Raw genomic sequence first — 22069 nt, 5'->3', positions numbered from 1 at the left:
TTCTGGAAATGGCGTGCTGCGGAGTATTTATAAAAAGCTCTGGCCAAAGACAGCAAGTTGGCCGTTGCTTTTGATAGACAGCTTTTTCATTGCGCTCCGTTTTTGGCGACTGATGGTTTTTTCGCTGCGATTAAGGCGTCTTGCAATTTCGCGGCCAGCAAGTTCTTGGCCAAAGAGCCGCACCACTTCAAGTTCTTTCGGGGAAAGATTGCTATGGGTGATTTCACCTTTTTTGGCGCTTTCCAATAATAGGCCGAAGCTTGGGCTCACGTAGCGGTCACCTTTGAGCGACAAGCGAACAGCACTTCTTAATTCCACAGGTGTGGAGTTTTTATCGATTAGACCGTTTACCTTCAGCTTGAGCAGCTGTCTGAGTATTAAGAGATTATTCACCATGGTCATGACCAATACTTTTATGCCGGGGAAATTGCGTTGTATAAAACTTATCAGGGCCAATCCATCCGGATATTTGTCGGAGGGCATAAAGAAATCGGTGATAAGCAAATCGCAGGATTGGCGCTCGAGCAGTAGGATCAATGCCTCAGGGGTTGACGCTTCGCCGGTGATGCAGATAGTCGGGTTGGCCAGCGTACTTAGGGTCATGCGCATGCCAATTAATACAACAGGGTGATCATCGGCAATAATCACCCGTGTAGTCTTATGACTAAACCTTTCGTGTGTTCGAGATAAAGTCACGTTTAAAGTTCGTTCTATAAGTAAATGATCGCGTGCACCTTAGCAAATAAATTTATAAGTCTATGTAAGCCTTTTCTACAAGCAAATGGCGATTTTGCCTTTATTGTGTTTTTAATTTTAAAGGTTGATGCGCCATTAGCTCCTTTGACGTTGTGAGGGGTTTTAGGCAGGGGGGTAGTGTGTTTGCCTGCCTAAATTTTTTTATGCGTTACTCAGCGATCTGCAACTTTCGTGCTTCAGTATAGATGTAACGTAACTTGTCATATTCAAATGGCGAATCGAATTGGCCATAACGGAAGCTGGTGTTGTAGCGTTTATCGATGGCTTGTAACACCCAGATTTCAGGATGCCGGGTGCTCTCGTGGGGTACGTTCAGGAAGTTGATTTCTTGATTGGCGCCATAGTCGACCACCAGTCCTGTGGTGTCACGCAGATTTGACGGGCCCAAGATCGGCAGCATCAAGTACGCACCTCCTGGCACGCCATAAAACCCTAGTGTTTGCCCGAAGTCTTCGCTCTGGCGTGGTAAGCCCATGGCGGTAGCGGGGTCCCACAGTCCTCCAATTCCCAAGGTTGTGTTCAGCAGCAAGCGCCCGGTCGTTTGCATCGAGCGCTGGCCCTTGAGTTGCAGCAAGCTGTTAAACAGGTTTGGCACATCGCCAAGGTTGTTGAAGAAGTTACTCACACCGGTACGCAGAAAGCTCGGTGTAACATAGCGATAGCCGTCCACTACGGGCAGGAATACCCATTGATCGAAGCGGTAGTTGAAATGATAAATACGGCGATTTATCGATTCCAGTGGGTCGTAGACGTTCAGCGCATTCAGGGTTGCGCGCTCAAACTCACGCTGATCTAGACCGGGGTTGAACTTCAACAATTTTAACGGCTGCGTAAAGCCGTCCACATCATGGGTTGGTTCGGTATTGGCCTTGCTGTTATCTGCTTGGGCATAGCCGGCGCTGAGTAAGGCGGCGAGAAGCAAAAGATGTTTAGCCACGGAAGAACTCCAGCATATCGTCGGCGTTAACGCGGTAGTTGAGGTTGCCGCAGTGACCCCCGTACGGGTAGACGGTCAAGCGGTTGCCGAATGTCTTACGCAGAAATCCAAGATCGCCAGGGCCTAGGATGATGTCGTCAGCATTGTGCATCACGGCAATTTTTGGGCTGTTTTTCAGATAGTCCTGCAGGGCATACAGGCTGACTTGATCGATCAGTTGCAACAAGCTGCCGCCGTCGGTCCGGGCACGCCACATAGGGATCACTTGCTCAGTCAGGTAGCAATCGAAGTCGCACTGCAGCGAGCGCTTGAGAAACGGCGTCAGGCTAGTGCCTTCGGTAATCGGGTAGTTGGGCGGTGTGATTAGGCCGCGGCGGTTAATCAAGTCCGAGGTGAACACAATGTCGGCCGAGGAGAAGCGGAACATGGTACCGATTAGCATCGCCATCTGTTCGTTGGTTAGGCGTTCTTTGGAGTTCTGCAGGTCATAGACCAGCGCGGCATTAATGTCGACGTAACCTTTTTGTTTGAAGTACTCCGTGAGTTTTTTCAGCACCAACTCGTAGAACGTGGTGCTGTTATTGATGCCTTTAACTTCGGTCTGTACCAGTTTGTCGAGGTTGCTAATAGAGGTGTAGAGGTTGACCGGGGGATTGAGCATCAGAACTTTTTTGAAGTTGAAGCTTTTACGTGTTTCATCAAGGTGGCTGACGAAGGCTGCGTCTAGGGCGCCTAGACTATAACCGGCAAGGTAATACTCGGTAACCGGAACGTTGGCCTGTTGCGCACGTACGGCTTGCATCACGTGGTACAGGTCCTCAGCGTCATATTGGCTGATACCCGGCGTGGCAAAGCGTGAGGCCGAGCTCATGAAGTCATAGCTGGTGGGTGATGACAGTTGCACCACATGGTAGCCAGCTTGATAGAAGAGTTTTTTCAGGTATTCGTTGAGGCTGCTGTCGTAGGGTGCGCCAGTGCCTGCAATTAGAAACATCAAGGGTGCAGGGTGGTTTTGCTTGGCCATCCGGTATGTGAGCTTTTTAACTGCCCAGAAGTTGGCTGGCAGCGTGAACTCGCGCTCCGGGCGTAACTGCAGGGTGTAATCCGACTGCCGGATGTCATCTACACTCGGAAGCAGCGGGCGCATCTCCGGCGGAGTAGTGGCAATCGTGGCCTCAAATGGATTTTTAAGGGGGTAGCCATACGTTGCGGGGTCGACATCGACCGCCTGTGCGGACGCACTCAAAATAAGGCCGCAGAGCAAGGCGGCGAGGGGCAGAGAACGAAGCATGACGACTATCCCTAGAGAAGGAGCGGAGAAGATTCGCAGGCTATGACCGCAGGGCTACAGTCGAAGTGCCATGATCTGACACTAAATATATCCCCAAGACTGTACCTAGCAGGCAAATAGCTAGCTGAAGATACACGTTGAATGACTTTAGTGAACAGTTATCTGTTTGCAAGGGTTGCATACCCAATAGGGGCGATTAAGCTGGGCGCCGCTTTTTGTCTATTGGAGTTTTATATGCGTCCTCGTTTGCCGTTGATCTTGCTGCTAATCGCCTTGCCTGTTTGGCTAGCGGCCAGTTATGGCCTGCGTTACGGCTTTATGGAAGACCCTCAATGGGTGGGGGCGTGTGTTGCCGAGGCTATGCGCTGGGAATGCCAGTTGCGTTCGAGCCTGGGCTGGTTGATTCATTTCAGGGTCATGGGCTGGGCGGCGCTGGTAACGTCAGTCATTGCTTTTTTTGTGCGCGGACGTTTTGGCAGTGGGTTGGCGGTGCTGGCCTTGCTGTTCGGCTTTCCGGCATTGGCGTTGTACAACGCCAGCTTGGCGGTATTTGCAGTTGTGATTGCAGGGTTGCGTCTGGTTCGGGTGGCAAAGGTTTAAACATTGAGTCGGAGCAGGCGCTGCTCGCGATCTTTAGACGATCAAAAGATCGCGAGGCAAGCTCGCTCTTACACAGGTTTATGTCGGGGATGGCGTGCGCAAGCTACTCCACAGTGCGATAACCATCAATACGCACACCAGTGCCCAGCCCCAGGCTTGTTCATTATTCAAACCTTCGCGGTACAGTTGCAGTGGGATGCCCGCACCAATAATAAACGCCAGTAGACCGAATTCTCGGCGCGGTCCTGTCACGGGTCGCAGCAGGTAGACCAGTGCTGGCAAGATAAGTGCGGCACTTGGGAAGCTGCGATAACGCGGTTCGAATACCAGGCCCAGCATCATGACCGCGCCGGCGAAGCCCGCCGCAGCCAGCCACCAGCCACCATGGCGTTCCAGCAGGTTAAACAGGCGCCCCCGCCAACCCTCTTTTTGCCCTAGTGCCAAAGCGCCGTGGGCAAGTACGATCAGATTAAGCGCTATCAACGCACCGGCCCATGTCCATTCCCCTACGAAGCGGCTGGTAACCGAGGCTAATTCGGCCCAACCCACGATGCTGCATCCTGCCACGGCGCCTAAAGCGGGCAGCAGCAGGGCTGAGCGAGTGGTACGCGCACGCCCGCCGATGATCAAGGTGCCGAGAAACAGGGTTATGCCCAAGCCCAGCCAGGCCGGCCAGTGCGGCAGGTTGGTGACGGGGCCGGCAAGAATACCTTTGTCTTGGCGGTCGGCATCGAACAATCCCCAGTAACCGCCTACAGCGCCTTCACTGGTACGTTTCCAGGGTTGGTCGAAGGCTTCGATCAGGTTGTACTTCCAGCCGTTTTGTTCGGCGAGGGTGACAAAGCCGCGAATGAACTTGGCTTCATTGACTCTGCTCGGCAGGGCGGTTTCGCGCTGGCGTCCTTCGCTTGGCCAGCCAGTTTCGCCGATAAGAATGTCTTTGGGCGCGAATTTATTGCCAAACACTTGGCGAATTTCTGCGACATGGTTGATGGCCTGCTCGATACCTGCAGGATCATCTTCCCAATAAGGCAGCAGGTGAATGGTCAGGAAGTCCACCGCTGGTGCGACCTCCGGGTATTGCAACCAGAACTCCCAAACATCGGCGTAGGTCACAGGTTGTTTGACCTGGCTTTTAACTTGCTCGATCAATTTGACCAGCTTCGAAGCCGTGATTTCTTTGCGCAGCAGGGTCTCGTTGCCGACGATCACAGCGCTGACGACATCTGAGTTGGCGTTGGCGGATGCGACTAGGGCGCTGATTTCTTTTTGAGTGTCAGCCTCATTTCCGTTAACCCAGATGCCGCTCATGATTTTCAAGCCATGTTTACGGGCCAGATCAGGCAAGGCTTCGAGGCCGGTCTGCGAGTAAGTACGAATGCACTCAAAACGCGTAGCGAGCAACGCCAGATCGGCATCCATGCGTTCGATGCGTGGCACGAATGGCTGGTCGAACGGGGATTGGTCCTTATCAAACGGTGTATAGGACGCACATTGCAGCTTATGGGTGGGGGTGGCGGCATCGGGCAATATTACTGGCTGACCCAGCCCATACCAAAAACCGGCAATGGCAAACACACCCAGCAAGCAGGCAAATAGATAAGGCAGCACAGCAAATCGGGCAGTCGCAGACATGGTCAGGCCGTATAAGAACAAAGCCGCGCATCTTACCTGCAATCAGCGAAGGGGAGCGGCTCCGTATAATTTTGACATGCAAAGTTCAGTCGGGCGTGCGAGCAACGTGCAGGGAGTTGCTGGTGATGTCGCTCGTGGCTGCCTAAGCGTCGTCGTGAGAGCAGGACGGTAAGCGGGCGAGGTTGATGATCAAGGTGCATGTTATGTCGGTGTGCCGATATAACCCTTAAATCCTGAAGTGGTCCGGCACTCGTCGGGCCCAGCACTGTGGGGAATCATAGATGAAGATGCGACGACTTTTGAGCGCGGGAGCTGCCTTGGTGCTGGCGATGAGTGCAGGTTTGGCAAGTGCCGAGAGCAAGCCTACCCTCAATATTGGTTATGTGGACGGCTGGTCTGACAGCGTTGCCACGACGTTTGTGGCAGCAGAGGTTATTAAGCAGAAGTTGGGATATGAAGTGAAACTGATGCCGGTTGCCACCGGAATCATGTGGCAGGGCGTTGCTACCGGCAAGCTTGATGCGATGTTGTCGGCTTGGCTACCCGTGACGCACGGCGAATATTGGGCCAAGAATAAAGACAAAGTGGTTGATTACGGTCCCAACTTTAAAGACGCAAAAATTGGTTTGATCGTGCCGGAGTATGTTGAAGCCAAATCGATTGCCGATTTGAAAGACGATAAAGGCTATAAAAATAAGATTGTCGGGATTGACGCCGGTTCAGGTGTGATGTTGAAAGCTGACGAGGCTATCAAGGACTATGGCTTGGGTTACAAGTTGCAGGCGAGTTCCGGAGCTGCAATGACGTCTGAGCTTGGGCGTGCTTATGCTAAAAAAGAACCCGTTGTTGTCACTGGATGGGTGCCGCACTGGATGTTTGCTAAGTGGAAGTTGCGCTTCTTGGACGACCCTAAAGGTGTTTTTGGAGCCGCGGAAACGGTTAATAGTATTGGCAGTGAAGGGCTGAATAAAAAAGCCCCTGAAGTGGCCGCTTTCTTGAAGAATTTTTCTTGGGATTCAAAAGACGAAATTGGTGAAGTAATGCTGGCCATTCAAGAGGGCGCGAAGCCCGAAGCCGCCGCTAAAGACTGGGTTGCTAAACACCCTGAGCGCGTCGCTGAGTGGACCGCTAAATAATCGCGAAGCGTCTAGCTCGCAGTACACAGAACCGCCTGGTTTTTTTAACAGGCGGTTTTTTTGTGTCTAACGCTGGCGCAATGATGTCAACGTCCACGCAGACTAGAGAATACGAGGGCTACAGAGAGTTTGGGGTTCTACTACTAAAGTCGTCTGGCTTAGATTTTCAAGCCCCCTAATAGTGAAACCGTTCCATCTCATCTGTGCTGCGAGGACAAAAATAATGAACGACAGCATCTACCTCTCGATTCAAAACAGCCCGCGTTTTAAAGAGCTGGTCAAAAAAAGAGAACGATTCGCCTGGATTCTCTCGGCAATCATGCTTGGGTTGTATGCCGCCTTTATCCTGTTAATTGCTTATGGGTCGCACATCATGGGGGCTAAGTTGAGCCCTACGTCGTCTATTACCTGGGGTATTCCGATCGGTGTTGGGCTGATTCTTTCGGCCTTTATTCTGACCGGTATCTATGTCCGTCGGGCCAATGGCGAGTTTGATGAGCTGAACAAGGCGATTCTCAAGGAGGCGGGGCAATGATCGGGCGTCTATTAGCAACACTGGGCATTGCTGCCTTTGCACCGGCGGTCTGGGCAGCTGATGCCCTGACGGGCGAAGTGCAAAAACAACCGCTTAATATCTCGGCGATCATCATGTTCGTCGTGTTTGTTGGCGCGACCCTTTGCATCACTTACTGGGCATCGAAGCGTAATAAGTCGGCAGCGGACTACTATGCAGCGGGCGGCAAGATCACGGGCTTTCAGAACGGCCTGGCGATTGCCGGCGACTATATGTCTGCAGCGTCCTTCTTGGGTATTTCCGCGCTGGTTTACACCTCTGGCTACGATGGTCTGATCTATTCGATCGGCTTCTTGGTCGGCTGGCCAATCATCTTGTTCTTGATTGCAGAACGCCTGCGTAACTTGGGCAAGTACACCTTTGCTGACGTTGCCTCGTACCGCTTGGGTCAAACCCAGATCCGCTCGCTGTCTGCTTGCGGTTCGCTGGTGGTGGTGGCGTTTTACCTGATCGCGCAAATGGTAGGGGCGGGCAAGCTCATTCAACTGCTGTTCGGCCTGGATTACCACGTTGCGGTGATTTTGGTGGGCATCCTGATGTGCCTGTATGTGTTGTTCGGCGGCATGCTGGCAACCACGTGGGTGCAGATCATCAAAGCGGTGTTGCTGCTTTCCGGCGCGACGTTCATGGCCGTGATGGTGATGAAACACGTTAACTTTGATTTCAACTCGTTGTTTGCTGAAGCGGTAAAAATTCACCCTAAAGGTGAGGCGATCATGAGCCCGGGTGGTTTGGTGAAGGATCCGATTTCGGCATTCTCCCTCGGTTTGGCGCTGATGTTTGGTACTGCTGGTCTGCCGCACATTCTGATGCGCTTCTTCACCGTGAGTGATGCGAAAGAAGCCCGTAAGAGCGTGTTCTATGCCACTGGCTTTATCGGGTACTTCTACATCCTGACGTTCATCATCGGTTTCGGCGCGATCATTCTGGTGAGCACCAACCCGGCCTTCAAAGATGCAGCAGGTGCTTTGTTGGGTGGTAACAACATGGCGGCCGTGCATTTGGCGGACGCGGTGGGTGGCAGCATCTTCTTGGGCTTTATCTCGGCAGTAGCCTTCGCCACGATTCTGGCGGTGGTTGCGGGTCTGACACTGGCGGGTGCATCGGCGGTTTCTCATGACCTGTATGCCAGTGTGATCAAGAAGGGCAAGGCTAACGACAAAGAAGAAATTCGCGTCTCCAAAATCACCACCGTTGCTCTTGGTGTGCTGGCGATTGGCCTGGGCATTTTGTTTGAAAGCCAAAACATCGCGTTTATGGTGGGTCTGGCATTCTCCATCGCGGCGAGCTGTAACTTCCCAGTGCTGCTGCTTTCGATGTACTGGAAAAACCTGACCACGCGCGGCGCCATGATTGGTGGCTGGTTGGGTCTGATAAGTGCTGTTGGCTTGATGATCCTGGGCCCAACCATCTGGGTACAGATCCTGCATCATGAAAAAGCGATCTTCCCTTATGAATACCCAGCACTGTTCTCCATGATCATTGCGTTTACGGGTATCTGGTTCTTCTCTATTACCGATAAGTCAAAGTCGGCAGAGAAAGAGCGTGCGTTGTTCTTCCCGCAGTTTGTGCGTTCGCAAACCGGTCTTGGGGCAAGCGGGGCGGTTGATCACTAAAGCAGCGGAGAGTTTTTAGCTGCAAGCTGCAAGTTAGTAGCGGTCTGTTTAATGAGATCCCCCTGTCGTGAGGCAGGGGGATTTTTTATTTACGGCGACATTTATGGCAACTTCTACGAAATTGGTTTGGTTTTTGTGGGCACAAAAAAATACGGCCTCTATTAGATAGAGGCCGTATTCGGTGCAGCTAAGACGCTATCGTGGAATGACTGGTCTTACTTGCGGTCTTCAAGCTTGGTGATGTCACGCGACTCGTAGCCGGTGTACAGCTGGCGTGGGCGGCCAATCTTGTACGGGCTGGAGAGCATTTCTTTCCAGTGTGAGATCCAACCGACTGTCCGCGCTAGAGCGAAGATTACGGTGAACATGCTGGTCGGAATGCCAATCGCCTTGAGGATGATCCCCGAGTAGAAGTCGACGTTCGGATACAGCGAGCGCTCGATGAAGTACGGGTCGGTCAGAGCGATCTCTTCCAGGCGCATGGCCAGTTCGAGTTGCGGATCATTTTTGATCCCTAGCTCTTTAAGCACTTCGTCGCAGGTCTTTTTCATTACTGTGGCGCGTGGGTCGCGGTTTTTATAAACGCGGTGACCAAAGCCCATCAGTTTGAATGGATCGTTCTTGTCCTTGGCCTTGGCGATGAACGTGTCGATGTTGGATACATCGCCAATTTCGTCGAGCATGGTCAGAACCGCTTCGTTGGCACCGCCGTGGGCAGGGCCCCACAGTGCAGCGATGCCCGCAGCGATGCAGGCGAACGGATTGGCGCCCGAAGAGCCTGCCAAGCGAACGGTGGACGTCGAGGCATTCTGTTCGTGGTCGGCGTGCAGGATAAAGATCTTATCCATAGCCTTTGCCAGCACCGGGCTGATCGGTTTGATCTCGCACGGTGTGTTGAACATCATATGCAGGAAGTTTTCGGCGTAGCTCAGGTCGTTACGCGGGTACATCATGGGTTGACCCATGGAGTACTTGTAAACCATCGCTGCTAGGGTTGGCATCTTGGCAACCAGACGGATCGCAGAAATTTCGCGATGCTGCGGGTTATTGATGTCCAGGGAGTCGTGGTAGAAGGCCGAGAGTGCACCGACTACACCGCACATGACCGCCATCGGGTGGGCGTCACGACGGAAGCCGTTGAAGAACGTCTTCAACTGCTCGTGAACCATGGTGTGGTTCTTCACGGTGCTGACAAACTGAGCCTTCTGTTCTACGGTCGGCAGTTCGCCGTTCAGTAGCAGATAGGCCGTTTCAAGGTAGTCAGAGTGTTCGGCCAGTTGTTCGATCGGGTAGCCGCGATGCAGCAGGATACCGTTGTCACCATCAATATAGGTGATCTTCGACTCGCAGGACGCGGTCGACATGAAGCCTGGGTCAAATGTAAACCGGCCCGTGGCCGTCAGGCCTCGCACATCGATTACATCGGGACCAACGGTGCCAGTTAAAATGGGCAGCTCGACGGGGGCAGCGCCCTCGATGATCAACTGCGCTTTTTTGTCAGCCATGTGGCCTCCTATTTATGCTTGAAATCATCAGACAGACCCCCCACGCAGGGCCCGCACCACTATAGTGAGATAAATTTGAATGTCAATTTGCCTAAAGTCTTGCTGTACAAGGCTTTGGGGAGTCATTTTCCGCGAATATCTCTGCCGTTTACGCCTTTTATAGCGCAAGCGCAATGAGCTATTAGGGGGGAGGTGATTGCGTTGTCATTAGCGACCTAACTGTCTATACTCGGCAGCCGACCGCCAGAGGCTTTTGGGCCTGTTTAGATGGGGGTCGTCACTCCCGGGTGGTGGGTACCTGACCAGTGCGCATCCCAACAAACTTGCCCTGATTGTTAGGGGCTCTTCAGTGTGAAAAAAGCCGTGAATAGCCAACGACCTGTAAACCTAGACCTAAGGACCATCAAACTCCCCATCACCGGCGTTACGTCGTTTCTGCACCGCGTATCGGGCATCATTCTTTTTCTCGGCCTGGGCTTCATGCTTTATGCATTGAGCAAATCCCTGGGTTCAGAAGAAGGTTTTGCTGAGGTGAAGGCATGCTTGACCAGCCCGCTGGCCAAATTCATTGCATGGGGCCTGCTATCTGCCTTGCTGTATCACTTGGTTGCCGGTGTGCGCCACTTGATCATGGATATGGGCATCGGTGAGACGCTGGAAGGCGGCAAGCTGGGCTCGAAAATCGTAATCGTCATTTCCGTAGTGATGATTGTTCTGGCAGGAGTTTGGATATGGTAACCAGCGTTACGAACCTATCGCGTTCGGGCCTCTATGACTGGATGGCACAGCGTGTGTCTGCGGTCGTTCTAGCGGCTTATTTCATTTTCCTGATCGGATACCTCGTTGCGAACCCTGGCATTGGCTACGCCCAATGGCACGAACTGTTCGCAAGCAACTGGATGCGTATCTTCAGTCTGCTGGCCCTGGTTGCTCTGGGCGCTCACGCCTGGGTCGGCATGTGGACCATCGCGACTGACTACCTGACGCCAATGGCGCTGGGCAAGTCCGCGACAGCAGTACGTTTCCTCTTCCAGGCAGTCTGCGGCGTTGCAATGTTCGCTTACTTCGTCTGGGGTGTGCAGATTCTTTGGGGTATCTGATTCATGGCTAACACAGTTAATACACTTTCGTTCGACGCCATCATCATTGGCGGCGGCGGTGCAGGCATGCGTGCTGCGTTGCAGCTGGCTCAGGGCGGTCATAAGACTGCTGTAATCACTAAGGTTTTCCCTACTCGTTCCCACACCGTATCGGCTCAGGGTGGTATTACCTGCGCGATCGCGTCTGCGGATCCAAACGATGATTGGCGCTGGCACATGTACGATACCGTCAAGGGTTCCGACTATATCGGTGACCAGGACGCTATCGAATACATGTGTTCTGTAGGCCCGGAAGCCGTGTTTGAGCTTGAGCACATGGGTCTGCCGTTCTCCCGCACCGAGCAAGGCCGTATCTATCAGCGTCCTTTCGGCGGTCAGTCTAAGGACTTCGGTAAAGGTGGTCAGGCTGCGCGTACGTGCGCTGCTGCTGACCGTACTGGTCATGCCCTGCTGCACACCTTGTACCAAGCCAACCTCAAAGCTGGCACTGTATTCCTCAACGAATACTACGGTGTCGATCTGGTTAAAAACGAAGCTGGCGATTTTGTCGGCATGATCGTTATCTGCATCGAAACCGGCGAGACTTCGTACGTTCGCGCTAACGCCACCGTATTGGCGACTGGCGGTGCAGGCCGTATCTACTCCTCGACTACCAACGCCCTGATCAACACGGGTGATGGTATCGGCATGGCCCTGCGCGCAGGCGTACCGGTCCAAGACATCGAAATGTGGCAGTTCCACCCAACCGGTATTGCCGGCGCAGGTGTACTGGTTACAGAAGGTTGCCGTGGTGAAGGTGGATACCTGATCAACAAGCACGGCGAGCGTTTCATGGAGCGTTACGCTCCGAACGCTAAAGACCTTGCAGGTCGTGACGTAGTTGCGCGCTCGATGGTTAAAGAAATCATCGCGGGCAACGGTTGCGGTCCAGATGGCGACCACGTAATGCTGAAACTTGATCACCTAGGTGAAGAAGTTCTGCACAGCCGTCTACCAGGCATCATGGAGTTGTCCAAGACCTTCGCTCACGTCGATCCAGCCTTGGCGCCGATCCCGGTTGTTCCAACTTGCCACTATATGATGGGCGGCGTTGCCACCAACATTCATGGCCAGGCAATCACTCAGGACGCCGACGGCAACGACCAGATCATCCCTGGCCTGTTCGCAGTAGGTGAAGTGGCGTGCGTATCGGTTCACGGTGCTAACCGCTTGGGCGGTAACTCGTTGCTCGACCTGGTGGTATTCGGTCGTGCCGCAGGCCTCTTCCTAGAGCAGACGCTGAAAGCAGGTGTTGATTACGCGCGCCCACGTCAGTCCGACATCGACGCTGCCCTCGCACGTCTGGATGGCCTGAACTCACGTACTGATGGCGAAGACGTGGCGACTCTGCGTAAAGAGCTGCAAAGCTGCATGCAGAACTACTTCGGTGTGTTCCGTACTGGCGAATACATGCAGAAGGGTATTGCCCAGTTGGCTGATCTGCGCAAGCGCATCGCCAACGTAAAAATCAACGATAAGAGCCAAGCGTTCAACACGGCCCGTATCGAAGCCCTTGAGCTGCAAAACCTGCTCGAAGTGGCTGAGGCGACTGCAATCGCTGCTGAAGTGCGTAAAGAATCGCGCGGGGCTCACGCCCGTGAAGACTTCGAAGATCGTGACGACGTTAACTGGCTGTGCCACACCCTGTACTTCCCGGGTGACAAGCGCGTAGCCAAGCGTGCGGTGAACTTCTCGCCGAAAACCGTTCCGACCTTTGAACCTATGATTCGGACTTACTAAGGGTGGCCGATATGTTGAAAGTCAGTGTTTATCGCTACAACCCGGATCAAGACTCCGCGCCGTTCATGCAAGAGTTTCAGGTCAATACCCACGGTAAAGACCTGATGGTGTTGGACGTACTGGCCCTGATCAAAGAGCAGGACGAAGGTTTCTCCTATCGTCGCTCTTGCCGTGAGGGTGTTTGCGGCTCCGACGGCATGAACATCAACGGTAAAAACGGCTTGGCGTGCGTAACGCCGCTGTCCTCCGTTGTCAAAGGTAACAAGTTGATCGTTCGTCCTCTTCCAGGTTTGCCGGTTATCCGTGACTTGGTCGTCGATATGAGCATCTTCTACAAGCAATACGAGAAGGTGAAGCCGTTCCTGCAGAACGATACTCCGGCCCCGGCCATTGAGCGTCTGCAATCGCCAGAAGAGCGTGAAAAGCTCGACGGTCTGTACGAGTGCATCCTGTGCGCTTGCTGCTCGACTTCGTGCCCGTCCTTCTGGTGGAACCCGGACAAGTTCCTGGGCCCTGCTGCACTGCTGCAAGCCTACCGTTTCTTGGCTGACAGCCGTGACACCAAGACCAGCGAGCGTCTGGCTTCACTGGATGATCCGTTCAGCGTATTCCGCTGCCGCGGGATCATGAACTGCGTAAACGTGTGTCCGAAGGGCTTGAACCCGACTAAGGCCATCGGTCACGTGCGTAGCATGCTGCTGCATAGCGGCGTGTGATTCAAAGCTGTAACGCAACACCGTTATACCCGTAGATGCTACGGCGCAGGCTTCAACCGGCGCCGTAGTTATAACCTGAGCAGCAGCTCACAAAGTTGCGGCTCTTATTTTGAAGAAATGAGACCAGCAGGGGCATCCGGGCTGGTACCCGGACTATCAGCGTGATCCTAAGTGGCTTGTTTTAGTCGCTGTATTCGGACTTTCTCAAGCGTGCTGTGGTGTTTTCGCCGATGGTGTCCCCTAACCGAGGGTGACCAAGCATGCAAGAAAGCGTGATGCAGCGCATGTGGAACAGCGGCTATCTTTCAGGTGGTAACGCTGCCTATGTGGAAGAGCTCTATGAGCTCTACCTGCACGACCCTAACGCTGTGCCAGAAGAATGGCGCACCAAATTTCAGACGTTGCCTACTGACGGCAACTCTGCCAACGATGTTTCGCACTCCACGATCCGCGACCATTTCGTGCTGCTGGCAAAGAACCAGCGCCGCGCTCAACCGGTATCTGCCGGGAGCGTGAGCAGTGAGCATGAGAAGAAGCAGGTTGAAGTGCTGCGATTGATCCAGGCCTATCGGATGCGTGGCCACCAAGCAGCCCAGCTTGACCCGCTGGGGCTGTGGCAGCGTCCTGCACCTGCAGACCTGTCGATCAATCATTACGGCTTGACCAATGCCGATCTTGATACGACCTTCCGTGCCGGCGACCTGTATATCGGCAAAGAGGAAGCGAGCCTACGCGAAATTCTCGAAGCGTTGCAGCAGACATATTGCCGCACCATCGGCGCCGAGTTCACGCACATCGTCGATTCCGAGCAGCGCCACTGGTTTGAACAGCGTCTCGAAAGCGTACGTGGCCGTCCGAGCTACTCAGCCGAAATCAAAAGCCATCTGCTTGAGCGCGTTACTGCGGCTGAAGGTCTGGAGAAGTACCTGGGCACCAAGTACCCGGGCACCAAACGTTTCGGTCTGGAAGGCGGCGAGAGCCTGATTCCTTTGCTGGACGAATTGATCCAGCGTTCGGGCAACTACGGCACCAAAGAAATCGTTATCGGTATGGCCCACCGTGGTCGTCTGAACGTACTGGTCAACACCTTCGGTAAAAACCCGCGCGACCTGTTCGACGAGTTCGAAGGCAAGAAAAAGATCGAGCTGGGTTCCGGTGACGTTAAATACCACCAGGGCTTCTCCTCCAACGTCATGACCTCGGGTGGCGAAGTTCACCTCGCGATGGCGTTTAACCCTTCCCACCTGGAAATCGTTTCTCCAGTGGTTGAAGGGTCGGTACGTGCGCGCCAAGACCGTCGTAACGACACTACTGGCGAAAAAGTACTGCCTATTTCCATCCACGGTGACGCTGCATTCGCAGGTCAGGGCGTGGTCATGGAAACTTTCCAGATGTCGCAAACCCGCGGCTTCAAGACTGGCGGTACCGTTCACTTGGTGATCAACAACCAAGTTGGTTTCACCATCAGCAACCCGGAAGACTCTCGTTCGACCGAGTACTGCACCGATGTCGCGAAAATGATCCAGGCGCCGATCCTCCATGTAAATGGTGATGATCCGGAAGCCGTATTGTTCGTGACTCAGTTGGCAATTGATTACCGCATGCAGTTCAAGCGTGACGTGGTTATCGATCTGTTCTGCTACCGCCGTCGCGGTCACAACGAGGCTGACGAGCCAAACGGTACTCAGCCGTTGATGTATCAGCAAATCGCCAAGCAGCGCACCACCCGTGAGCTGTATGCCGAGCGTCTGACGCAAGAAAACGTGGTTGACGCAGAGCGCGTTCAGTCCAAGATCGACGAATACCGCAACGCGCTGGACAATGGTCTGCATGTTGTGAAAAGTCTGGTCAAAGAGCCGAACAAAGAGCTGTTCGTTGACTGGCGTCCGTACCTGGGCCACGCCTGGACTGCGCGCCATGACACGCGTTTCGATCTCAAAACCCTGCAAGAACTGTCGGCCAAGCTGCTGGAAATTCCAGAAGGCTTCGTGGTTCAGCGTCAGGTAGCGAAGATTTACGAAGACCGTCAAAAAATGCAAGCCGGCGGACTGCCGATCAACTGGGGTTATGCCGAAACCATGGCATACGCGACCCTAGCGTTCGAAGGTCACCCGATTCGCATGACCGGTCAAGACATCGGTCGCGGTACGTTCTCGCACCGTCATGCGGTGTTGCACAACCAGAAAGATGCTGGCACCTACATTCCTCTGAAGCACCTGTTCGAAGGTCAGCCTCGCTTTGACCTGTACGACTCGCTGCTGTCGGAAGAAGCGGTATTGGCGTTCGAATATGGTTATTCGACCACCACGCCGGATGCTCTGGTTATTTGGGAAGCCCAGTTCGGCGACTTCGCTAACGGTGCTCAGGTTGTTATCGACCAGTTCATCACCAGCGGCGAGCACAAGTGGGGTCGCCTGTGCGGTCTGACCATGCTGTTGCCACACGGCTACGAAGGTCAGGGCCCAGAGCACTCCTCTGCACGTCTTGAGCGTTACCTGCAACTGTGTGCCGAGCACAACATTCAGGTGTGCGTACCAACCACTCCAGCGCAGATCTACCACCTGCTGCGCCGTCAGGTCATCCGCCCGCTGCGCAAGCCGCTGGTCGTCCTGACACCGAAGTCGTTGCTGCGTCACAAATTGGCAGTCTCCACACTGGAAGATCTGGCCGAAGGTTCGTTCCAGACCGTTATTCCAGAAATCGATGCACAAGATCCGGCCAACGTCGGTCGTATCGTGCTGTGTAGCGGCAAGGTCTACTACGATCTGTTGGAAAAACGCCGTGCCGAAGGTCGTGATGACATCGCCATCGTGCGTCTTGAGCAGCTGTACCCATTCCCTGAGGACGACTTGATTGAAGTCCTGGCTCCGTACAAAAACGCCAAGCATATTGTCTGGTGTCAGGAAGAGCCGATGAACCAGGGTGCCTGGTACTGCAGCCAGCATCACATGCGCCGCATTATTAGCGGTCACGATAAATCTCTCGTACTTGAGTACGCGGGCCGTGACGCTTCTGCTGCACCTGCTTGTGGTTACGCATCGATGCACGCTGAGCAACAGGCAAAACTGTTGCAAGACGCGTTCACTGTTTAACGCCTTCGCGCACTGAAACCGAATTTAAGGAACCAAAGAACATGGCTATCGAGATCAAAGCCCCAACATTTCCGGAGTCGGTTGCCGATGGCACCGTTGCCACCTGGCACAAGCAACCAGGCGACGCTGTAAAGCGTGACGACCTGATCGTTGACATCGAAACCGACAAAGTAGTGCTGGAAGTTCTGGCAACTGCTGACGGCGTACTGGGCGCTATCGTCAAGAACGAAGGCGACACTGTTCTGTCCGACGAAGTGCTGGGCTCCATCGTTGAAGGTGGCGCTGCTGCTGCCGCTCCGGCCGCTGCTGCACCGGCTGCTCAAGCTGCTGCCCCGGCTGCTGATGGCGAAGATGATCCAGTGGCGGCGCCTGCTGCTCGCAAGATCGCTGAAGAAAACGGTATCAACATTGCTTCCGTTGCCGGTACTGGCAAAGGCGGCCGTGTGACTAAAGAAGACGTGGTAGCTGCTGTTGCTGCCAAGAAAGCCGCTCCGGCTGCTGCACCTGCCAAGGCTGCTGCTCCAGCAGCAGCGGCACCGGTGTTCGCTGCTGGCGACCGTGTTGAAAAACGCGTTCCGATGACCCGTGTTCGCGCTACCGTGGCCAAGCGTCTGGTAGAAGCTCAGTCGAACATGGCGATGCTGACCACGTTCAACGAAGTCGACATGACCGAAATCATGGCACTGCGTTCGAAGTACAAGGATCAGTTCGAGAAGTCCCACAACGGCGTACGCCTGGGCTTCATGTCGTTCTTCGTTAAAGCTGCTACCGAATCGCTGAAGCGCTTCCCGGCTGTGAACGCGTCGATCGACGGCACCGACATCGTTTACCACGGCTACGCCGACATCGGTGTTGCAGTGTCCAGCGATCGTGGCTTGGTGGTTCCAGTCCTGCGTAACGCTGAGCTGATGAGCCTGGCTGAAATCGAAGGCGGCATCGCTGCCTACGGCAAAAAAGCCCGCGACGGCAAACTGTCCATCGACGAAATGACCGGCGGCACATTCACCATCACCAACGGTGGTACGTTCGGTTCGATGATGTCGACCCCGATCGTTAACCCGCCGCAAGCCGCGATTCTGGGCATGCACAACATCCTTCAGCGTCCAATGGCAATCAACGGTCAGGTAGTCATCCGTCCGATGATGTATTTGGCTCTGTCTTACGATCACCGCTTGATCGACGGCAAAGAAGCTGTAAGTTTCCTGGTAGCAATCAAAAACCTGCTGGAAGACCCAGCACGCTTGCTTCTGGATATTTAAGAGAAGCAGCTGCGAGTTTCAAGCTACAAGCTGCACGTTGTAGCAGCTTGACTTGAGACTCACTTCATAGGAAACAGCGACAAGCTGTGAGTTGAAATCTGCCATTGATGTGGTTTTGTTTTTAACTCGCGGCTTGCAGCTCAAAGCTTGTAGCTAAAGAGGATTCTTTCCCCATGTCTCAGAAATTTGACGTTGTAGTGATTGGTGCCGGCCCTGGCGGCTACGTTGCCGCCATCAAGGCCGCGCAACTGGGCCTTTCGACTGCATGCATCGAAAAATACACCGACAAGGAAGGCAAACTGGCATTGGGCGGTACTTGCCTGAACGTTGGTTGCATTCCATCCAAGGCGCTGCTGGACAGCTCCTGGAAGTATCACGAAGCCAAAGATGCATTCGCTATCCACGGCATCACCACCGGTGAAGTGAACATGGACGTGCCTGCGATGGTTGGCCGTAAAGCCAACATCGTTAAAGGCCTGACCTCTGGCGTTGCGACCCTGTTTAAAGCCAACGGCGTCACTTCCCTGCAAGGCCACGGCAAACTGCTGGCCGGCAAGCGTGTTGAGCTGACCAAGCCAGACGGCAGCGTTGAAATCATCGAAGCCGAAAACGTGATTCTGGCTTCGGGTTCGCGTCCGATCGACATTCCACCGGCTCCAGTTGATAACAACGTGATCGTTGATTCGACCGGCGCACTGGAATTCCAATCCGTACCTAAGCGTCTGGGTGTTATCGGCGCAGGCGTTATCGGTCTGGAACTGGGTTCGGTATGGTCCCGTCTGGGCGCTCAGGTAACTGTTCTGGAAGCACTGGACACGTTCCTGATGGCTGCTGACGCTGCCGTGTCCAAAGAAGCCTACAAAACCCTGACTAAACAAGGCTTGGACATCAAGCTGGGCGCTCGCGTGACCGGTTCCAAGGTTAACGGCGAAGAAGTCGTTGTGACCTACACCGACGCCAATGGCGAACAGACCATTACTTTCGACAAGCTGATCGTCGCAGTCGGTCGTCGTCCAGTCACCACCGAACTGCTGGCAGCTGACAGCGGCGTGAACATCGACGAGCGCGGTTTCGTGTTTGTTGACGATCATTGCGCGACGAGCGTGCCGGGCGTTTTCGCGATCGGTGACGTGGTACGTGGCATGATGCTGGCTCACAAGGCTTCGGAAGAAGGCATCATGGTTGTCGAGCGCATCAAAGGTCACAAGACCGAGATGAACTACGACCTGATTCCATCGGTTATTTACACTCACCCAGAGATCGCGTGGGTCGGTAAAACCGAACAGGCCTTGAAAGCTGAAGGCGTTGAAGTTAACGTCGGCACCTTCCCGTTCGCAGCCAGTGGCCGTGCCATGGCAGCAAACGATACCGGTGGCTTTGTAAAAGTCATTGCTGATGCCAAAACTGACCGCGTACTGGGCGTCCACGTGATTGGCCCGAGCGCAGCAGAGCTGGTACAGCAAGGCGCAATCGGTATGGAATTCGGCACCAGTGCCGAGGATCTGGGCATGATGGTTTTCTCCCATCCAACCCTGTCCGAAGCGTTGCATGAAGCAGCGCTGGCAGTGAATGGCGGCGCCATTCACATCGCCAACCGTAAGAAACGTTAAGACCAGACAATAAGAAACCACGGCGGTTTGCCCGTCGTGAGCCTTGCTAGCAAGCCTCACCGCGGAACTTCCGCCGGACGCAGTCTTGTCTTGTTTGAACCATGCCCGAGTCGCTGCGTGCGAATCGGGTTTGTCAAAGCAGCACAAGCAGCAGTCACAGGTGGTGCGGCACTAATAAAAGTGCAGCGCCGAATGCGCAGTACCTAACGAAGACGGTAAAAAGCATGAATCTTCACGAGTATCAGGGTAAGCAGCTGTTCGCTGAGTACGGCCTGCCAGTATCCCAGGGTTATGCAGTAGACACCCCGGAAGCGGCGGCAGAAGCTTGCGACAAAATCGGCGGGACCGAATGGGTTGTAAAAGCCCAGGTTCACGCAGGCGGTCGCGGTAAAGCGGGCGGCGTTAAGCTGGTTCGCAGCAAAGAAGACGCTAAAGCCTTTGCACAACAGTGGTTGGGCAAGCGTCTGGTGACTTACCAGACTGATGCCAATGGTCAGCCGGTCACCAAGATCCTGGTTGAATCGTGCACTGATATCGCTAAAGAGCTGTACCTGGGCGCTGTCGTTGACCGTTCCAGCCGTCGTATCGTGTTCATGGCTTCCACCGAAGGTGGCGTGGACATCGAGAAGATCGCACACGACACACCAGAAAAAATTCTGAAAGCAACGATCGATCCATTGGTAGGCGCTCAGCCATTCCAGGGTCGCGAGTTGGCTTTCCAGTTGGGTCTGGAAGGCAAGCAAGTTTCCCAGTTCGCCAAGATCTTCGTTGGTCTGGCCAAACTGTTCCAGGACCACGACCTGGCCCTGTTGGAAGTAAACCCGCTGGTTATCAAGACTGACGGCGATCTGCACTGCCTCGATGCGAAAATCAACATCGACGCAAACGCCATGTACCGTCAGCCTAAGCTGAAAACTTTCCACGATCCGTCGCAAGACGATCCGCGCGAAGCGCACGCTGCCAAGTTCGAACTGAACTACGTAGCTCTGGAAGGCAACATCGGCTGCATGGTGAACGGCGCTGGTCTGGCCATGGGCACCATGGACATCGTTAACCTGCATGGCGGCAAGCCAGCCAACTTCCTAGACGTTGGCGGCGGTGCTACCAAAGAACGCGTTACCGAAGCGTTCAAGATCATCCTGTCCGACAGCAATGTCGCTGCAGTATTGGTCAACATCTTCGGCGGCATCGTTCGTTGCGACATGATTGCCGAAGGCATCATCGGTGCAGTGAAAGAAGTCGGCGTTAAAATCCCGGTGGTTGTGCGCCTTGAAGGCAACAACGCTGAACTGGGCGCTAAAGTACTGGCAGAAAGCGGCTTGAACATCATCGCTGCTACCAGCTTGACCGACGCTGCTCAACAAGTAGTTAAAGCTGCGGAGGGCAAGTAATGAGCGTCCTGATCAATAAAGACACCAAAGTTATCTGCCAAGGCATCACCGGCTCGCAGGGTAGCTTCCACACCCAGCAAGCTATTGAATACGGCACCAAGATGGTCGGTGGCGTTACTCCGGGCAAAGGCGGCACCACTCACCTGGACCTGCCTGTTTTCAACACCGTGAAAGAAGCCGTAGCGGCCACTGGCGCAACTGCCAGCGTCATCTACGTACCGGCTCCTTTCTGCAAGGACTCGATCCTTGAAGCAGCGTTCGGCGGCATCAAGCTGATCGTTTGCATCACTGAAGGCATTCCTACCCTGGACATGCTGGACGCTAAAGTTAAGTGCGACGAGCTGGGTGTTACCCTGATCGGCCCTAACTGCCCAGGCGTTATCACGCCAGGCGAATGCAAGATCGGCATCATGCCAGGCCACATTCACTTGCCAGGCAAAGTAGGCATCGTGTCGCGTTCCGGCACCCTGACTTATGAAGCTGTGAAGCAGACTACTGACGCTGGTTTTGGTCAGTCGACGTGCGTAGGTATCGGTGGTGACCCGATCCCGGGTTCTAACTTCATCGACATCCTGAAGTTGTTCCAGGAAGACCCGAAGACCGAAGCGATCGTCATGATCGGTGAGATCGGCGGTTCGGCTGAAGAAGAAGCGGCTGCCTACATCAAGGCACACGTGACTAAGCCAGTTGTTTCCTACATCGCTGGTGTGACTGCCCCTGCGGGCAAGCGCATGGGCCATGCGGGCGCAATCATCTCTGGCGGCAAGGGCACTGCAGACGAGAAGTTTGCTGCTCTGGAAGACGCAGGCGTTAAAACCGTGCGTTCGCTGGCAGACATCGGCAAGGCTCTGTCCGAGCTGACTGGCTGGGCAATCAAATAAGCCTCGCGCTTAACTGATCGCTACACCAAGCAAAGGCCACCTTCGGGTGGCCTTTGTGCATTCTGCGATATATAAAACCAACGGTAGGAGCTTGCTCGCGATCTTTTGATCTTAAAAAGATCGCGAGACAAGCTCTCTCCTACAGCGATGAACTGCCCCCAAAAAGTTGGACACCCATCCAACTTTTTGGG

The 22069-nt window shown here is 54.2% G+C and carries 18 protein-coding genes; 13 read left to right on the top strand and 5 right to left on the bottom strand.

Going from position 1 to position 22069, the window contains the following annotated elements; genetic code table 11:
* Window positions 1-27: 27 nt before the first annotated feature.
* The 3 genes from B347_RS24710 to B347_RS0106765 all read right to left on the bottom strand — a co-directional run bounded on the left by B347_RS24710 (window position 28) and on the right by B347_RS0106765 (window position 2984).
* Window positions 28-648 carry a response regulator gene (locus B347_RS24710; RefSeq protein WP_019408948.1) on the bottom strand — a complete coding sequence of 207 codons (621 nt, stop codon included), beginning with the start codon at window positions 646-648 and terminating at the stop codon, window positions 28-30.
* Between the two features lie 256 nt (window positions 649-904).
* Window positions 905-1693: an MlaA family lipoprotein gene (locus B347_RS0106770; protein WP_019408947.1), complete on the bottom strand. Its 789-nt coding sequence runs from the start codon at window positions 1691-1693 to the stop codon at window positions 905-907.
* Complete coding sequence (locus tag B347_RS0106765; RefSeq protein ID WP_019408946.1) at window positions 1686-2984, bottom strand: serine protein kinase PrkA; 1299 nt, start codon at window positions 2982-2984, stop codon at window positions 1686-1688. Before B347_RS0106765 ends, B347_RS0106770 begins: the two co-directional genes overlap by 8 nt.
* Window positions 2985-3218: 234 nt before the next feature.
* Here B347_RS0106765 and B347_RS0106760 point away from each other — a divergent pair, with 234 nt between their 5' ends.
* Complete coding sequence (locus B347_RS0106760) at window positions 3219-3584, top strand: hypothetical protein (protein ID WP_019408945.1); 366 nt, start codon at window positions 3219-3221, stop codon at window positions 3582-3584.
* Between the two features lie 78 nt (window positions 3585-3662).
* Here the strand turns inward: B347_RS0106760 and B347_RS0106755 are convergent, their stop codons facing one another.
* Window positions 3663-5219: a beta-1,6-glucan synthase gene (locus B347_RS0106755; RefSeq protein WP_033387327.1), complete on the bottom strand. Its 1557-nt coding sequence runs from the start codon at window positions 5217-5219 to the stop codon at window positions 3663-3665.
* A 281-nt stretch (window positions 5220-5500) separates the two neighbouring features.
* Between B347_RS0106755 and B347_RS0106750 the strand changes: the two genes are divergently transcribed.
* The 3 genes from B347_RS0106750 to B347_RS0106740 all read left to right on the top strand — a co-directional run bounded on the left by B347_RS0106750 (window position 5501) and on the right by B347_RS0106740 (window position 8545).
* Entirely contained in the window at window positions 5501-6355 is an 855-nt protein-coding gene (locus B347_RS0106750) for a glycine betaine ABC transporter substrate-binding protein (RefSeq protein ID WP_019408943.1), read from the top strand.
* 223 nt (window positions 6356-6578) lie between these two features.
* Window positions 6579-6890, top strand: coding sequence for a DUF485 domain-containing protein (locus B347_RS0106745; RefSeq protein WP_019408942.1), 312 nt, complete (start codon window positions 6579-6581; stop codon window positions 6888-6890).
* Window positions 6887-8545 carry a cation acetate symporter gene (locus tag B347_RS0106740; RefSeq protein ID WP_019408941.1) on the top strand — a complete coding sequence of 553 codons (1659 nt, stop codon included), beginning with the start codon at window positions 6887-6889 and terminating at the stop codon, window positions 8543-8545. The genes B347_RS0106745 and B347_RS0106740 overlap by 4 nt, the downstream gene beginning before the upstream one ends.
* A gap of 215 nt (window positions 8546-8760) precedes the next feature.
* Here the strand turns inward: B347_RS0106740 and gltA are convergent, their stop codons facing one another.
* On the bottom strand, window positions 8761-10050 hold the full coding sequence (gene gltA, locus B347_RS0106735) for a citrate synthase (RefSeq protein WP_019408940.1): 1290 nt from the start codon (window positions 10048-10050) through the stop codon (window positions 8761-8763).
* A gap of 351 nt (window positions 10051-10401) precedes the next feature.
* Here gltA and sdhC point away from each other — a divergent pair, with 351 nt between their 5' ends.
* The 9 genes from sdhC to sucD all read left to right on the top strand — a co-directional run bounded on the left by sdhC (window position 10402) and on the right by sucD (window position 21878).
* The gene (sdhC, locus tag B347_RS0106730; RefSeq protein ID WP_019408939.1) at window positions 10402-10788 is read left to right on the top strand and encodes a succinate dehydrogenase, cytochrome b556 subunit; all 387 of its coding nucleotides are present in this window, start codon (window positions 10402-10404) and stop codon (window positions 10786-10788) included.
* Window positions 10782-11150: a succinate dehydrogenase, hydrophobic membrane anchor protein gene (sdhD, locus tag B347_RS0106725; protein ID WP_003446906.1), complete on the top strand. Its 369-nt coding sequence runs from the start codon at window positions 10782-10784 to the stop codon at window positions 11148-11150. Before sdhC ends, sdhD begins: the two co-directional genes overlap by 7 nt.
* 3 nt (window positions 11151-11153) lie before the next feature.
* Window positions 11154-12929 carry a succinate dehydrogenase flavoprotein subunit gene (gene sdhA / locus B347_RS0106720; protein ID WP_019408938.1) on the top strand — a complete coding sequence of 592 codons (1776 nt, stop codon included), beginning with the start codon at window positions 11154-11156 and terminating at the stop codon, window positions 12927-12929.
* Between the two features lie 11 nt (window positions 12930-12940).
* Window positions 12941-13645 carry a succinate dehydrogenase iron-sulfur subunit gene (locus tag B347_RS0106715; RefSeq protein ID WP_019408937.1) on the top strand — a complete coding sequence of 235 codons (705 nt, stop codon included), beginning with the start codon at window positions 12941-12943 and terminating at the stop codon, window positions 13643-13645.
* A gap of 260 nt (window positions 13646-13905) precedes the next feature.
* Entirely contained in the window at window positions 13906-16737 is a 2832-nt protein-coding gene (locus B347_RS0106710) for a 2-oxoglutarate dehydrogenase E1 component (protein WP_019408936.1), read from the top strand.
* 41 nt (window positions 16738-16778) lie between these two features.
* Window positions 16779-17996 carry a 2-oxoglutarate dehydrogenase complex dihydrolipoyllysine-residue succinyltransferase gene (gene odhB / locus B347_RS0106705; protein ID WP_019408935.1) on the top strand — a complete coding sequence of 406 codons (1218 nt, stop codon included), beginning with the start codon at window positions 16779-16781 and terminating at the stop codon, window positions 17994-17996.
* A 173-nt stretch (window positions 17997-18169) separates the two neighbouring features.
* A complete protein-coding gene (gene lpdA, locus B347_RS0106700) occupies window positions 18170-19606 on the top strand; it encodes a dihydrolipoyl dehydrogenase (protein ID WP_019408934.1) in 1437 nt (478 codons plus the stop codon).
* Window positions 19607-19830: 224 nt separating this feature from the next.
* A complete protein-coding gene (gene sucC / locus B347_RS0106695) occupies window positions 19831-20997 on the top strand; it encodes an ADP-forming succinate--CoA ligase subunit beta (protein WP_019408933.1) in 1167 nt (388 codons plus the stop codon).
* Window positions 20997-21878 (top strand): succinate--CoA ligase subunit alpha, encoded by an 882-nt coding sequence (gene sucD / locus B347_RS0106690; RefSeq protein WP_019408932.1) that lies wholly within the window; start codon window positions 20997-20999, stop codon window positions 21876-21878. Before sucC ends, sucD begins: the two co-directional genes overlap by 1 nt.
* Window positions 21879-22069 lie beyond the last annotated feature (191 nt).

Source organism: Pseudomonas psychrophila HA-4 (assembly GCF_000282975.1).
Taxonomy (GTDB): Bacteria; Pseudomonadota; Gammaproteobacteria; order Pseudomonadales; family Pseudomonadaceae; genus Aquipseudomonas; species Aquipseudomonas psychrophila_A.
Note: the sequence above shows the minus strand (reverse complement) of the source record. Positions and strands in the feature narration are given on the sequence as shown.

Coding starts and splice junctions, on each gene's coding strand:
- B347_RS0106755 (WP_033387327.1), bottom strand. CDS start 5,219: ATGTCTGCGACTGCCCGATTTGCTGTGCTGCCTTATCTATTTGCCTGC.
- B347_RS0106760 (WP_019408945.1), top strand. CDS start 3,219: ATGCGTCCTCGTTTGCCGTTGATCTTGCTGCTAATCGCCTTGCCTGTT.
- gltA (WP_019408940.1), bottom strand. CDS start 10,050: ATGGCTGACAAAAAAGCGCAGTTGATCATCGAGGGCGCTGCCCCCGTC.
- B347_RS0106740 (WP_019408941.1), top strand. CDS start 6,887: ATGATCGGGCGTCTATTAGCAACACTGGGCATTGCTGCCTTTGCACCG.
- lpdA (WP_019408934.1), top strand. CDS start 18,170: ATGTCTCAGAAATTTGACGTTGTAGTGATTGGTGCCGGCCCTGGCGGC.
- sucD (WP_019408932.1), top strand. CDS start 20,997: ATGAGCGTCCTGATCAATAAAGACACCAAAGTTATCTGCCAAGGCATC.
- B347_RS0106745 (WP_019408942.1), top strand. CDS start 6,579: ATGAACGACAGCATCTACCTCTCGATTCAAAACAGCCCGCGTTTTAAA.
- B347_RS0106715 (WP_019408937.1), top strand. CDS start 12,941: ATGTTGAAAGTCAGTGTTTATCGCTACAACCCGGATCAAGACTCCGCG.
- sdhA (WP_019408938.1), top strand. CDS start 11,154: ATGGCTAACACAGTTAATACACTTTCGTTCGACGCCATCATCATTGGC.
- sdhD (WP_003446906.1), top strand. CDS start 10,782: ATGGTAACCAGCGTTACGAACCTATCGCGTTCGGGCCTCTATGACTGG.
- B347_RS0106765 (WP_019408946.1), bottom strand. CDS start 2,984: ATGCTTCGTTCTCTGCCCCTCGCCGCCTTGCTCTGCGGCCTTATTTTG.
- B347_RS0106750 (WP_019408943.1), top strand. CDS start 5,501: ATGAAGATGCGACGACTTTTGAGCGCGGGAGCTGCCTTGGTGCTGGCG.
- sucC (WP_019408933.1), top strand. CDS start 19,831: ATGAATCTTCACGAGTATCAGGGTAAGCAGCTGTTCGCTGAGTACGGC.
- odhB (WP_019408935.1), top strand. CDS start 16,779: ATGGCTATCGAGATCAAAGCCCCAACATTTCCGGAGTCGGTTGCCGAT.
- B347_RS0106710 (WP_019408936.1), top strand. CDS start 13,906: ATGCAAGAAAGCGTGATGCAGCGCATGTGGAACAGCGGCTATCTTTCA.